The sequence below is a fragment of the Rhizobium sp. 007 genome, assembly GCF_015353075.1.
GTDB lineage: Bacteria > Pseudomonadota > Alphaproteobacteria > Rhizobiales > Rhizobiaceae > Rhizobium.
Genome location: NZ_CP064187.1, coordinates 1,767,943 through 1,780,527 on the forward strand (window position 1 = coordinate 1,767,943; position 12,585 = coordinate 1,780,527).

At 61.1% G+C, this 12,585-nt stretch carries 13 protein-coding genes; 6 read left to right on the top strand and 7 right to left on the bottom strand.

Annotation, left to right across the window (positions count from 1 at the left end; all coding sequences use genetic code 11):
* Positions 1–2 precede the first annotated feature (2 nt).
* A complete protein-coding gene (locus ISN39_RS08975; RefSeq protein WP_194729808.1) occupies positions 3–2,612 on the bottom strand; it encodes a PAS domain-containing sensor histidine kinase in 2,610 nt (869 codons plus the stop codon).
* Between the two features lie 279 nt (positions 2,613–2,891).
* Between ISN39_RS08975 and ISN39_RS08980 the strand changes: the two genes are divergently transcribed.
* Positions 2,892–3,938 carry a flagellar biosynthetic protein FliO gene (locus tag ISN39_RS08980; RefSeq protein WP_194729809.1) on the top strand — a complete coding sequence of 349 codons (1,047 nt, stop codon included), beginning with the start codon at positions 2,892–2,894 and terminating at the stop codon, positions 3,936–3,938.
* Positions 3,939–4,025: 87 nt separating this feature from the next.
* On the opposite strand, the gene dksA is transcribed toward ISN39_RS08980, so the two are convergent.
* Positions 4,026–4,445: an RNA polymerase-binding protein DksA gene (gene dksA / locus ISN39_RS08985; protein ID WP_028739636.1), complete on the bottom strand. Its 420-nt coding sequence runs from the start codon at positions 4,443–4,445 to the stop codon at positions 4,026–4,028.
* Positions 4,446–4,720: 275 nt separating this feature from the next.
* On the opposite strand from dksA, the gene ISN39_RS08990 reads away from it, so the two are divergent.
* The 4 genes from ISN39_RS08990 (at position 4,721) to ISN39_RS09005 (ending at position 8,599) form a co-directional block, all read left to right on the top strand.
* On the top strand, positions 4,721–5,215 hold the full coding sequence (locus ISN39_RS08990; protein WP_194729810.1) for a histidine phosphatase family protein: 495 nt from the start codon (positions 4,721–4,723) through the stop codon (positions 5,213–5,215).
* Between the two features lie 75 nt (positions 5,216–5,290).
* On the top strand, positions 5,291–6,766 hold the full coding sequence (locus ISN39_RS08995; RefSeq protein WP_194729811.1) for a YcjX family protein: 1,476 nt from the start codon (positions 5,291–5,293) through the stop codon (positions 6,764–6,766).
* Positions 6,763–7,845, top strand: coding sequence for a TIGR01620 family protein (locus tag ISN39_RS09000; protein ID WP_194729812.1), 1,083 nt, complete (start codon positions 6,763–6,765; stop codon positions 7,843–7,845). The genes ISN39_RS08995 and ISN39_RS09000 overlap by 4 nt, the downstream gene beginning before the upstream one ends.
* Positions 7,846–8,047: 202 nt before the next feature.
* On the top strand, positions 8,048–8,599 hold the full coding sequence (locus ISN39_RS09005) for a hypothetical protein (protein ID WP_074068381.1): 552 nt from the start codon (positions 8,048–8,050) through the stop codon (positions 8,597–8,599).
* 53 nt (positions 8,600–8,652) lie between these two features.
* On the opposite strand, the gene folK is transcribed toward ISN39_RS09005, so the two are convergent.
* The 3 genes from folK to folP are packed head-to-tail and all read right to left on the bottom strand — an operon-like array spanning position 8,653 to position 10,395.
* Positions 8,653–9,180, bottom strand: coding sequence for a 2-amino-4-hydroxy-6-hydroxymethyldihydropteridine diphosphokinase (folK, locus tag ISN39_RS09010; RefSeq protein WP_194729813.1), 528 nt, complete (start codon positions 9,178–9,180; stop codon positions 8,653–8,655).
* The gene (folB, locus tag ISN39_RS09015; protein ID WP_194729814.1) at positions 9,161–9,532 is read right to left on the bottom strand and encodes a dihydroneopterin aldolase; all 372 of its coding nucleotides are present in this window, start codon (positions 9,530–9,532) and stop codon (positions 9,161–9,163) included. Before folB ends, folK begins: the two co-directional genes overlap by 20 nt.
* A complete protein-coding gene (gene folP / locus ISN39_RS09020; RefSeq protein WP_194729815.1) occupies positions 9,532–10,395 on the bottom strand; it encodes a dihydropteroate synthase in 864 nt (287 codons plus the stop codon). The genes folB and folP overlap by 1 nt, the downstream gene beginning before the upstream one ends.
* Positions 10,396–10,498: 103 nt before the next feature.
* Here folP and ISN39_RS09025 point away from each other — a divergent pair, with 103 nt between their 5' ends.
* Positions 10,499–11,125, top strand: a complete 627-nt coding sequence (locus ISN39_RS09025) for a DUF922 domain-containing protein (protein WP_194729816.1) — start codon at positions 10,499–10,501, stop codon at positions 11,123–11,125.
* 282 nt (positions 11,126–11,407) lie between these two features.
* On the opposite strand, the gene ISN39_RS09030 is transcribed toward ISN39_RS09025, so the two are convergent.
* Positions 11,408–11,728: a 2Fe-2S iron-sulfur cluster-binding protein gene (locus ISN39_RS09030; protein WP_022715198.1), complete on the bottom strand. Its 321-nt coding sequence runs from the start codon at positions 11,726–11,728 to the stop codon at positions 11,408–11,410.
* Between the two features lie 203 nt (positions 11,729–11,931).
* On the bottom strand, positions 11,932–12,300 hold the full coding sequence (locus ISN39_RS09035; RefSeq protein WP_022715197.1) for an Hpt domain-containing protein: 369 nt from the start codon (positions 12,298–12,300) through the stop codon (positions 11,932–11,934).
* Positions 12,301–12,585: the final 285 nt, after the last annotated feature.

Consider the following 12,585-nt stretch of genomic DNA (forward strand, 5'->3'; position numbering starts at 1 on the left):
CCCTATTCGCCTTCCAGGGTTTCCTTGACGACGACGGCGAGCTGCTTCAGCGAGAAGGGCTTCGGCAGGAACCCAAACTTGGCGTCCGGAGGCAGGTTGCGGGCGAAAGCGTCTTCCGCATAGCCGGAAACGAAGATGAATTTCAGGTCCGGATATCGCTTGCGCAATTCGCGCAGCAGCGACGGGCCGTCCATTTCCGGCATGACGACGTCAGAAACGACGATGTCCACCTTGCCGTCCAGCTCGTCCATGATGTCGAGCGCTTCGACGCCTGAGCCGGCCTCGTGCACGGTGTAGCCGCGCGTTTCCAGCATGCGCTTGCCGCCGCGGCGCACCGCTTCCTCGTCCTCTACGAGCAGGATGACGGCGTTGCCCGTCAGATCTTCCGGTTGTTCCGGCTGAGCTGCGGCCGGCATTTGTTGAGCCGCACCGGTCTCGGCTGCCGCAACAGCGTCCGCCTCGGCGGCGACAGCCGCGTCGAGGGCGTGGCGCGGCAGGAAGACCCGGAAGGTCGTTCCCTTCCCGACTTCGGATTCCGGCTGAATATAGCCGCCGGACTGTTTGACGATGCCGTAGACCATCGCCAGCCCGAGACCCGTGCCCTTGCCCACCTCCTTGGTTGTGAAGAAGGGCTCGAATATCTTGTCCATGATGTCGGGCGCAATGCCGGTGCCGGTATCGGCCACCTCGATCAGCACCATGTCCTCATGCGGCATGTAGGAATAATTGAAACCGGCCACTTCCGCCGCCGTCACGTTGCGGGTGCGCAGCGTCAGCTTGCCGCCCTCGGGCATCGCGTCGCGCGCATTGACGCAAAGATTGATAAGCACCTGCTCGAACTGCGACAGGTCAGTCTTCACCGGCCAGAGATCGCGGCCGTATTCGACATCGAGCTTGACGTTGGTGCCGGATAACAGCCGGTCGACAAGCATGCGCAGGTCGCCGACGACATCCGTGAGGTTCAATACCGTCGGACGCATCGTCTGCTTGCGCGAGAAGGCAAGCAGCTGGCGGACGAGAACCGCGGCGCGGTTCGCATTGCGCTTGATTTCCATCAGGTCGGCAAAGCTTGCATCGGACGGCCGCGCTTGCAGCAGCAGATGGTCGGAAGACAACAGGATCGCCGTCAGCACGTTGTTGAAGTCGTGCGCGATTCCGCCGGCAAGCGTGCCGACCGCATTCATCTTTTGCGTCTGCGCCATCTGCGCTTCCAGCGCCTTTTGTTCCGTCATCTCGACGGCATAAACGATCGCGGCCTCTTCCGGCGCCTCGTCGCTCTGGTCGATGACAGCGTTGACGTAGAAACGGAAATGACGCGCTTCATCGTTCGGCATGCGCGAGTCGATCGGCGGGATATCGCCCTGGCGGTCCTTTGCCGCCACCAGGGCATCCTTCAGCCTCTGTCGATCGCTTTCCTGAAGGATGACTTCCAGCGCTGCGCCATTTTCGACGTCATCGCGCGAAACGATGCCGGAGAAGAGCTTGAGGAATGGCGCATTCGTGCGCAGGATCCGACCGTCGCCGTCGACCGAGGCGATCGCCATCGGCGTGTTGTTGAAGAAGCGCGTGAAGCGCATCGCCGCGGCAGAAGCGGATTGCTCGTTCTCGCCGCCCGATTGCCGCCTGAGCACGATCGTCCGGCTCTCGCCCGGCGCGCCGTCGCGCATGGAAGTCACGCTGTGTATGATCTGCACCGGCAGGCTCTGTCCGTTCGCCTTCTTGAGGTCGAGGTCGAGCGTATCGGTTTTCTTAAGACCGGGCTCGGCCTGCACCGACTGAATCAGTGCCAGCCCGCCGCCTGCCACGAGATCTCCGATCGTCATCGAGCCCGGCACGAACTTCGTGAGGTCGAGTCCCAGCCATTCGGCAAGTGTTGCGTTCAGGTAGAAAATCTCGCCCTTGCGCCCTGCCGAGAAGAAACCTGCCGGCGCATGGTCGAGGTAATCGATCGCGTTCTGCAGTTCCTTGAAGAAGCGCTCCTGGTCATCGCGCTCGGCGGTGATGTCGCTGATCTGCCAGATATGCAGCGGCTTGCCGGAGCCTTCCTCGGTTCGCAGGGTTCGCGCCTTGAGACGGTACCAGTGAGCGCCAGAATTGTTCGTTGCCGGGCCAAGGGTCCGCAGCAGACGGAATTCCTCCTGGCCTTCCTTGCCCTCGCGCAGCCCGTTCGACAGACGGTAAAGCGCCTCGTTCGATTCCCGGTGGCGTGAAAGCAGCGCTTCGAGCGTCTGCACTTCGGTCGGTTTGCGGGCGCCGGTCAGCTTTCCATAGGCCGCGTTGGCATAAATGATCCGGCCCTTCCCATCGGTAATCAGCGAACCGTCCGGATGGCTATTGAGAAATGACCTGGCGAGACTATCCGATTGCCGCTGGGGCATGACCTCGATGAAGCCGATGACCGAGGAAACGAGGAAGAAGATGCCGACCATGGCCAGCACGCCCAGCACGCCGAGGACCATTTCATTTTCGAGCGAATCCTTGAAGTACACAAAGCTGCCTGCGGCTGCGACAAGCACAAGCGCCAGAAGAATGATGCGAACAGCCGTTCCCGAGCGTCCTCCGCGATCCACGATCGGGGCATTGTAGTCGTCAGCCTGACGTGGTGTCGTCATCTATTCCTCACATGAGCCTGTCCAACATTCGCTTATAATCTCAAGACAAAGCAGGAATCAGGCGTTCGTTCCTTCTTAGCAAGTTGCTGCGTCCGCAAAAACACTGTGAAGAGCCAAGAATGCTTGAATTCACAACGAACGGCGCCACTTTCGACAACCAAGCGCGCCGCAGAAACATGTCCTGGCGTTCGGACATGACTGGACAATCAGGCTGCCTATTGCCTAAGGAGCTGAAAAGCCGTCATGTTATGGCGAACGCGGCAACCGGAGTAAAAGATCATGTTCGACGAAGTAATGGGCGCCTATGGCAGCCGTTTCCTCCTCGCAGCGGGCGGCGTCGGCATCGCGCTGGTGCTCCTGATCGGTATCTTGTGGATCCTCCGCAGCCGAGCGCCCTCACCCTTTGTACGCGGCGGCAAGAACCGTCTGCCGCGATTGCAGGTGCTGGATGCCGCAGCCGTCGATACGCGCCGCCGGCTGGTGCTCGTGCGCCGTGACGACGTTGAGCATCTGATCATGATCGGTGGTCCGACCGACATCGTTATCGAAAGCCGCATCCTGCAGGATACAGATGAGGGTTCCGACCACGCCTTCATAGCGCCCTTAGCCCCGCCGGCGCCTCGGCCGGAGCCTGTCGTTTCGACGCCCGAAGAGCCGCCCGTCAAGCCGGCAAGACCGGTCACAGCTTTCGAGCGCGAACCGGAACCTGACGAACCCTATGCTCCGGCTCCGGCTCCGGCTCCCGCGCCTGCCGTCGAGCCGCGTCTGCATCCCGTGGCAACCGCTCCTGCCGTAGCGCCCGCACAACAGGAGCCCGCAGCGCCGTCTGCGGCAACATCGGCCGTGGCGGCAAAAATCGAGCGGGAGCCTGCCAGCCCTGCTGCTTTGCCGCCGATCATTCCGAGGCCTGCGGAGCGGCCCGCCGCCGCCCCGGTGATCGAGGCAGCCAGCGCCGCCGACATCCTCGACGCGGCGCGCCAGCGCGTTCTGCCGCAGCAGCGGATGGAGCCGCAGGTCTCGACGCCGCCAGCACAGAGCCTTCCGACCGTCGCCGAAGGCATACCTGTCGTGACCGGCGACGCTGCCACCACCTCGAAGGCAGCGCCCAGCGACTTCGAGCGCATTCTTCAGGAAGAGATGAACAATACGCTTGCGGCGCAGCGTATTGTTCCCGCTGCGAACGCCCCTGCCCGCCCGGTTCCGCCGCAGCCCGGCAACCCGCAGCGCCGCGATCCGGACATGGCACCGATCACCGGCGCCGATGCCGACCTTCAAAAGGAAGTGGCCCGCATCTTTGGCGAAATGAGCGTCAATCGCGAAAAGTAAGCCGCCCTGCCTGCAGGAAAGCTCTCGCAAGAAAAAAGGCACCGCAGACTGCGGTGCCTTTAATTTCTACGAAGAACTTTGAAAAGCTCACTCGTCGCGATAAACCTTTTCGCGCCGCTCGTGGCGCTCCTGCGCCTCGATCGACAGAGTTGCGATCGGACGTGCGTCGAGACGCTTGATGCCGATCGGCTCGCCGGTTTCCTCGCAGTAGCCATAGGTGCCGTCTTCGATCCGCTGCAATGCTGCATCGATCTTGGAAATCAGCTTTCTCTGGCGGTCGCGGGCGCGAAGTTCGATCGCCCGGTCCGTTTCTGAAGAGGCTCGATCCGCGAGGTCCGGATGGTTGGCGCTTTCTTCTGCGAGATGGTCGAGTGTCTCGCGCGCTTCTCTAAGGATATCGTTTCTCCAGGCAACAAGTTTGGCTCTGAAGTAAGCCCGCTGATTTGCGTTCATGAATTCCTCGTCTTCCGAGGGAACGTAGCTGCTAAGATCGATCTTCTCACTCAACGCGATTCTCCTGAAGAACATCTCATATGGCGGGGTGTATATCCCAAGCGCTATCGCGGGTTCAAGCCAAATACGACAGGTAAACAGATTTTTAAATCTGTCATATTTTTAAGCTAACAGACTATTTTCGCACCACTATTAGGAATGCTGGTTGTTGCTTCCCGTTCAAGAACGCGTGTTGAGCTTACTGTTTTGCGCCATCGCTATGCCGATGCGGTTGACGGCGGTGATCTGCGGACGCTACTGAAAAGGCTCCTTCGCTCGTGGAATCTTCTATGGCCGCAACCTTGCCCTCGCCTTCACGAATCTATCTGTTGCGGCATGCAGAAGCCGCCTGGGCGCAGCCCGGCGAACGGGATTTTGACCGGCCTTTGAATGAAAAGGGCTATGACGACGCGGAACTCGTGGCAGACCGCGCCGCCGACAAAGGCTACCGGCCGGAGCTTTTGATAAGCTCCACTGCGAGGCGCTGCCGCGAGACCACGGACGCCGTGCATCGCGCTATGGGATTGTCGCTCGACATCCGCTACGTCGACCAACTCTACAACGCCACCCCCGAGGTCTACCTCGATATCATCGACAGCCAGACCGTGGGCTCCGTCATGCTTGTCGGTCACAACCCGACAACCGAGCAGACGCTTGAAGCGCTCATCGGTCACGATGCCCTGCTCCGTGCATTGCCGGACGGCTTTCCCACGGCGGGCCTTGCAGTCCTCGATTTCGACGGCGCGTCTGCAGGGTGGAAGCTTACCGACTTCGTGCACGACTGACGTCTTTCGCGCCGCTTCTTTTTCGGACAGCATCCACGTCCTATATGCTTGAGCACTGACAATCGGAATTCCGCCTTGCCGCCAAGCCTGACATCCCTTACCGGCGACGCGCGTATCGCGCTCGACAACCTCGCAGACCGCGCCTCGAGTCTCGTCAAACCGACGATCCGCCTCGGCGTCACCGGGCTTTCCCGGTCCGGTAAGACGGTCTTCATCTCGTCCCTCGTGCATAATTTGCTGCATGGCGGACGCCTGCCGCTTTTCGAGCCGGTTCAGTCCGGCCGGGTGTCGGCCGTGCGACTGGAACATCAGCCGGATGACGCCGTGCCACGTTTCCAGTACGAGGATCATATCCGGGCGCTGGTGAAGGACCGTGTCTGGCCGGATTCGACCCGCGCCATATCCGAACTGCGCATCACGCTGAATTATCAGAGCGCCAGTGGCTGGAACCGTCTGTTCTCGCCCGGCCGTCTCTCGATCGATATCGTCGATTATCCCGGAGAGTGGCTGCTTGATCTACCGCTGCTGGCCAAGGACTACCGGACCTTCAGCGAGGAGACGCTGGCGCTCGCCCGCAGCGGCATCCGCGCGGAACTTTCTCGCGGCTGGTTGGCACTGACCGGAGCCATCGACGTCAAGGCGCCCGCCGATGAGATGCAGGCGCGCGATCTCGCGACGGCTTTCACCGATTACCTGAAAGCCTGCAAGGCCGACGAGCGCTCGCTGTCGACATTGCCGCCCGGCCGCTTCCTGCTTCCCGGCGACCTTGAAGGTTCTCCCGCGCTCACCTTCGCGCCGCTCGCTTTGCCTTCCGAAGGCAAACCGCCCAAAGGTTCGCTCTGGGCAATGATGGAGCGCCGCTACGAGGCCTACAAATCCGTCGTCGTCAAACCCTTCTTCCGCGAACATTTTGCCCGGCTCGACCGCCAGATCGTTCTCGTCGACGCGCTGCAGGCGATAAACCGCGGCCCGGAGGCGATCCAGGATCTGGAGCGCGCGTTGACGGATGTGCTTGCCTGCTTCCGTCCCGGTACGAACTCGCTGCTTTCGTCGCTCCTCGGCCGCCGGATCGACCGCGTTCTCGTGGCCGCCACGAAAGCCGATCATCTGCATCACGAAAGCCACGACCGCCTCGATGCGCTGACGCGCCGCCTTGTCGAGCGCGCCGTCCACCGGATCGGCATGGCAGGCGCCGGCTTCGACGTCATGGCACTTGCCTCGGTGCGCGCCACGCGGGAGGCGACCGTCAAGCGCGACGGCCACGATCTGCCGGTGATCGTCGGCACGCCAATCGATGGCGAAACGATCGCCGGCGAGCGCTTCGACGGCATGAGGAAGACGGCGGTCTTCCCGGGCGACCTTCCGCAAGACCCCGAAAGCCTGTTCGACGGCATTGAATCTGCCAGCCGCGATGTCCAATTGCCGGATGTTAACATTGTGCGCTTCCGGCCGCCGCAGCTCGAGGAAACCGGCAGCGGCATCAAGCTTTCGGTCCCGCATATCCGGCTCGACCGGGCCATGCAGTTTCTGTTTGGAGACCGCCTCGCATGAGCAAACCCGCTTCTGGAGATTCGGACCGGCCGCGCCGCACACCGGCGGCCTTTGCCTATGAGGACGATCCGCGCGCCGTCGAGACGGACAGGAAGCAGGAGGCCCGCAAGCCGGCAAGCTTCGGCGGCGAAGTCGTCCTCACATCGGACGAAGACGACCCCTTCATCAATTCGGACAAGGATATCGCCCCCTTGCCGGTCGCAGTGCCGCGCAAACGGCGCACCTCCTTTGCCAAGATCGCACTAACTGCTTTCGGCGTCCTGCTTTCGCTCGCCTTCGGCCTGTGGACCGACAGCCTGATCCGCGACCTCTTTTCCCGCGCCGACTGGCTTGGTTACACGGCGCTGGCGGCGCTCGCGATCGGCATCCTCGCCGTCGTCGCCATCGTGATCCGCGAAACGGCGGGTATAATGCGCCTCGCGGCGGTGCAGACGATCAAGGCCGAGGCGGAAGCCGCCATACTGGAGACGAAGCCCGCCAAGGCACGCGCCCTGGTGAAGAACCTTTCAAACCTGCTTGCCGGAAAGCCGGAAACCGCCAAGGGCCGCGCAACCTTGAAAGCCGCCGAAGGCGACATCATCGACGCGCCGCATCTCGTCGCACTCGCCGAACGCGAATTGCTGGCGCCTCTGGACCGCCAGGCAAGAGCGCTGATCGTCAATTCATCGAAGCGCGTTTCGATCGTTACCGCTGTCAGCCCGCGCGCGATCGTCGATCTGCTCTACGTGCTTTTCGAAGCCTCGCGCCTGATCCGCGCCATGGCCGAGCTTTATGGCGGCAGGCCCGGCACGCTTGGGATGATTCGCCTGATGCGGGATGTTCTGGCGCATCTCGCCGTCACCGGCTCGATCGCCGTCGGCGACAGCCTCGTGCAACAGGTCCTGGGCCACGGCCTTGCCTCCAAGCTCTCGGCCAGGTTCGGCGAAGGCATTATCAACGGGTTGATGACAGCCCGTATCGGCATAGCTGCGATGGATCTGTGCCGTCCGCTTGCGTTCCGCGCATTGAAGCGGCCGGGAATCGGCGACTTCATCGGCGATCTGGCGCCCTCCGTAGTGCCGCGCACCGGTCGCAAATAAACATTTTCGCACCTGGCGCCTTCCGTAACGGAGGGAATTGCAAAACGCAGGAAATTCATGGCACTGGCAATATGAATTGAATTTGGCGAGCCTTTGGAAAGCCCTTTGTTTCCGTGCATTTCGGCCCATTGGAAACCAAGCATTAACCATTATTCGGCAAAACTCCAGGCTACTAACGGGTGGTGTTTGCCAAGGAAAATCCATGTATTCGCGCAAAGTTCTCTTCGTATGCGGGCTCGTCGCCGCGGCATTGTCTCCGGCGGCCGATATTGCCCCTGCTGCCACCGCCGCCACACGCGACAAGGCTTTCTTCGAGTCTGTTGCGGGCAACTGGAGAGGTCCGGGCGAAATCGTCGCCGGCAAATACAAGGGCACGAAATTTAGCTGCAACCTCATCGGTTCTGCCGTGAGCGACGGCGGCGCCGGCATCAAGCTCGACGGCTCTTGCCGCGTTGGCGTGTTCAAACAGCCGATGTCCGCCGTCATCACCCAGTCGCGCGGCGGCTATAAGGGCAAATTCCTTGATGGTGCCGCCGGTAAGGGTCTCGATGTCGTCTCGGGCACCGTCACACAGGACACCGTCGTCGTCGGCCTGAACCGCGCCAAGCTGAACGGCGCGATGATCGCCCGCGTCCGCGACGACAAGACGATGAACGTCACCGTGTCGGTAAAGGTCGAGGATCGCATGGTGCCGGTGATCGGCCTCACCCTGACCCGCCAGATCGATGAAATGACGGTCGGCTCCGTCGAGTAAGGGCTGTACGATAGCAGTCACCCAAGCGGCGGATTTTCCGCCGCTTTTTCATTTCAGGCGCTGCGCCACCACTCGCGATCGGCATCGGCGATCTCGATGCCTTGGATATCTGCTCGCGAAAGCCAATCCGCGACGGTGCGGCCCTTGACGATGAGGTCCGCGGCAAAATCTGCAAGCGGCATCAGAACGAAGCCTCGCTCGGTCATGCGCGGATGCGGCAGTTCCAGCCTCGGCGCCCCCTGTTCGATATCGTCGAATGTCAGCAGATCGATGTCGAGCGTTCGCGGTCCCCAACGCTCGATGCGCTCGCGTTTCATGTCGCGCTCGATGCCGAGACAGACGTCGAGCAATGCCTCCGGTTCGAGCAACGTATGGAGTGCCGCGCATGCATTGAAGAAGAAGGATTGGTCCGTCTTGCCCCAGGGCGGCGTGCGGTAGAGCCGCGACACGGCGGTGAGCCGGCAATCGTCACGCCCGTCGAGCTTCCGCAGGGCGGCAGCCATCGATTTCACGGGGTCACCGAGATTGCCGCCGAGACCGAGCGTGGCGGGTCTGAAACGATCAGCCGGCAAAGTGTTCAACGCTCACCTGTACGAAATCGAGAACGCCGGGCACTGGCGCATTCGGCTTGCGCACCGTGATCTTGGCGCGCCTGATCTGATGAAACTTTTCGCAGAGACCCTTGGCGATATCGAGCGCCAGCGCTTCGATCAGGTTGCGGCGCCTGCCGGTGACGATCTCCTCGATCACGGTGAAGGCAATCCCGTAGTTCACGGTATCGTCGATCGAGTCGCTTTCGAGCGCACCCGCCGCGACGACGTCGAGCTCGGCATCGACGAAGAACCGCTGTCCGAGGAACTCCTCTTCGTCGTGAACCCCGTGACGCGCAAAGAACGCGCAATTCTGCAGCGTGATTGTATATTTCGTGCCCATCAGCCTTCTCTTTGCTCGAAATCCCGGCGCGCCGCCAGCATAGCATCCGCGACCGCCAGCGCATCCCTGTTGATTGCGACATTGTGCACCCGGAAAACCGCAGCACCCTGAAGCCTGAGCAGTGCGCTGCTCGCCGCCGTTGCAACGTCGCGCTCAGCCGCATCCCGTCCTGTGACAGCACCGACGAAGCGCTTTCGCGATGTGCCCGCCAGCAGCGGCAATCCGAAACGCTGCAATTCGGCAAACCTCGCCATCAGCTCCAGGTTCTCGTCGGCGTCCTTGGCAAAGCCGAATCCCGGATCAAGCACGATCCGCTCGCGCATGACGCCTGCTTCCGCGGCGATCTCCAGGGAGCGGACCAAGAAATGATATTGATCCGCAATCACGTCCGGCAGCTTCTCGCGTTCGCGGCCCGTATGCATGAGGCAGAGTCCGGCGCCGGTATCGGTCGAAACCCTCGCGATCTCCGCCTCCTTCTGCAATCCGAAGACGTCGTTGATGATATGCGCGCCGGCCCCGACGGCGAGCCGCGCCGTCTCCGCCCGGTAGGTGTCGATCGAAATCAGCGCATCGCTCCTGCCGCGCAGAGCCTCGATCACCGGCAGCACGCGGGACTGCTCTTCCGCAGGGCTGACTTCGGCAGCACCCGGGCGTGTCGACTCCCCGCCGATGTCGATGATCGCGGCTCCCTCGCTGACGGACTGAAGGGCATGCTCGACGGCGGCATCCACGCTTTCGTAGCGTCCGCCATCCGAAAAGGAATCCGGCGTCACATTGATGATCGCCATGATTACGCCGCGCGGCCCGAGTTCTATTTCGCGGCCATGCGCCACGCGCCAGAAACTGCTTCGAAGCTGTAGCATCGGGGTTTATCCCATTGATAATAAAAAAAGCCGACGCCCTGTATTGCGCTCGCGGTGGCTATGCCCCAAGCTCCGCCGAACTTCAACACGGGTAGCGTCAAGAATGCCTTCCGCATCGCGTTATATGCGTTTCGTCCTTGCTTTTTCCACGACGGTTGCCCTCTGCATTCCCGCCTCGGCTCAAGTCGTTGCGACCAAAAGCTACTCCTATTTCGACATCCGAGGAAAGAGTGCCGGCGAGCTCGATGAGGAACTGAGCCGCCGCGGGCCGACGGCGAGTGGCTCCTCCGCGCGCCACCCCGGCGCCACGAAAATCCGCTTCGGCGGCGAGGCGACCTACGTGCAGAGCAACGGCCGCTGCCGCATCACCAGCGCAAAGGTGACCGTTCACACGCAGATCATCCTGCCGCGCTGGCGAAACCGCAACGGCGCCAGCAAACAGCTGTCGACGATCTGGGATGCACTCTCGAGCGACATCAAAAGGCATGAGGAGCGACACGCGGAAATCGCCCGCACACAAGCGCGTCTCATGGAGCGACGGATCCTCGCGCTGCCCGCCCAGCGCAGCTGCGGAGCCATGCAGGAGCTTGTCACGGAAGAATCTAATCGCGGAATAGAAGAACACGACAGGTTGCAGGCGCGTTTCGACCGCATCGAGGCAGTCAACTTTCAGAGCAGGATGATGCGCTTGCTCAACAAGCGAATCAGTTCGTCCGGCAGCGAAAAATAACCCAATCTTCGCAATAAGCACGCGATATCGTTAGCTGAGCAACGAAACTTATGCGAAGCTTTCCTCCTCCAAAGCCTGTTAATGATGAAAATTAGCGATATGCGACTCAACCCGCACGCGCTAATATGAACACATTCGGAAGTTCAGGTGGGATTGACCTGATCTTCTGTTACTGGGTTCTCCTGGCGCGTTCTAAGCCGCGGGCGGTCCTCCCTCGCCCGATGGTTATGCGCCCGCCTCGCCTCGCACGTCATCCGGCGCGCGAGGCTTTTTTTGCACAGATCAGGCCTGGCGCTCGGGCACCTGGACGATAAGTCCGTCGAGCGCCGCCTTCATTCTGATCTGGCAGGAAAGCCGCGAAGTCGGGCGGACATCGAAGGCGAAGTCGAGCATGTCTTCTTCCATCGCTTCCGGCGGGCCGACGCGCTCGGCCCATTCTTCGTCGACATAGACATGACAGGTCGCACAGGCGCATGCGCCGCCGCACTCGGCTTCTATGCCTGGCACCGAGTTGCGCACGGCATTCTCCATCACAGTGGAGCCTTGATCGACATCCAGATCGAAGCGCGTGCCGTCGAAGGCAACGATAGTCAGTTTGGGCATGATGCTTTCCGGTATTACATGAAGAGGGAGGATCGAAATTTTTCTTCCAACAAATCCGATGGGCAGTCAACATCGACCGCCTTCACGGTTTCATTCCATATTTAAAAGCGACGGGCTTTTCCATTTGCGTCATACCGCTGGCCACAAAAAGACCCGCTGTTCCGGAATGGAGCAGCGGGCCGAGTGGCTTAAAATGCTCGGCTCTAGCGGCTGAGCTTGAGAATGAAATTTTCGGCTTCGACGACAGCGGCTCCGACCGCGGCCATGCACGCTGCATCGCCGCAATTGTTCTCGAGCATGTCTGCCGCTTCGGATACCTGGAAGGCCCCAACCGCGCTCGCCGCCCCTTTCAGCCGGTGGGCAGCGGCTTGCATCTTCTTTGCATCGCCCGACGAAACCTCCTGCAGGCAGGCGCGTGCCTGGCGCGCAAATATCTTCAGGACCTCGACTTCAAGCGCCTTGTCGCCCATCGTCTGCTTTGCCAGATGAACAAGGTCGATCGGGCGGCCCTTTGAGGGGCAAGGCCCGTTTGAATTATCCGGCGCCTCGAACGCAATACTGACTGCTGCCATGTGCCAATTCTCCCGTCTTTACCCCGCAGGTGGATTCACACTGCGGTTGGAGAGTGGCGATCGCGTTAAATTCTGGCACATTGAGGGCGGAATTCTACCGCTATGGTTAACAACCGCTTAACGCCCCTAAATTATTGGTTTTTCGACGTCCGCCTGCGTTAAATTATGTTAACAACGGATTAATGGATGGTGATTAGCAAGGCTTCATTAATTGTCTCGGAAGCCCGGATGTGTCACTACGATACTAGTAAACTAGGTTTATGGTACGCGCCTTTGCTGGCCAAG

Coding starts and splice junctions, on each gene's coding strand:
- ISN39_RS09000 (WP_194729812.1), top strand. CDS start 6,763: ATGAGCAAACCCGCTTCTGGAGATTCGGACCGGCCGCGCCGCACACCG.
- ISN39_RS08980 (WP_194729809.1), top strand. CDS start 2,892: ATGTTCGACGAAGTAATGGGCGCCTATGGCAGCCGTTTCCTCCTCGCA.
- ISN39_RS09035 (WP_022715197.1), bottom strand. CDS start 12,300: ATGGCAGCAGTCAGTATTGCGTTCGAGGCGCCGGATAATTCAAACGGG.
- ISN39_RS09025 (WP_194729816.1), top strand. CDS start 10,499: ATGCCTTCCGCATCGCGTTATATGCGTTTCGTCCTTGCTTTTTCCACG.
- ISN39_RS08990 (WP_194729810.1), top strand. CDS start 4,721: ATGGCCGCAACCTTGCCCTCGCCTTCACGAATCTATCTGTTGCGGCAT.
- ISN39_RS09005 (WP_074068381.1), top strand. CDS start 8,048: ATGTATTCGCGCAAAGTTCTCTTCGTATGCGGGCTCGTCGCCGCGGCA.
- ISN39_RS09030 (WP_022715198.1), bottom strand. CDS start 11,728: ATGCCCAAACTGACTATCGTTGCCTTCGACGGCACGCGCTTCGATCTG.
- folB (WP_194729814.1), bottom strand. CDS start 9,532: ATGGGCACGAAATATACAATCACGCTGCAGAATTGCGCGTTCTTTGCG.
- ISN39_RS08975 (WP_194729808.1), bottom strand. CDS start 2,612: ATGACGACACCACGTCAGGCTGACGACTACAATGCCCCGATCGTGGAT.
- folP (WP_194729815.1), bottom strand. CDS start 10,395: ATGCTACAGCTTCGAAGCAGTTTCTGGCGCGTGGCGCATGGCCGCGAA.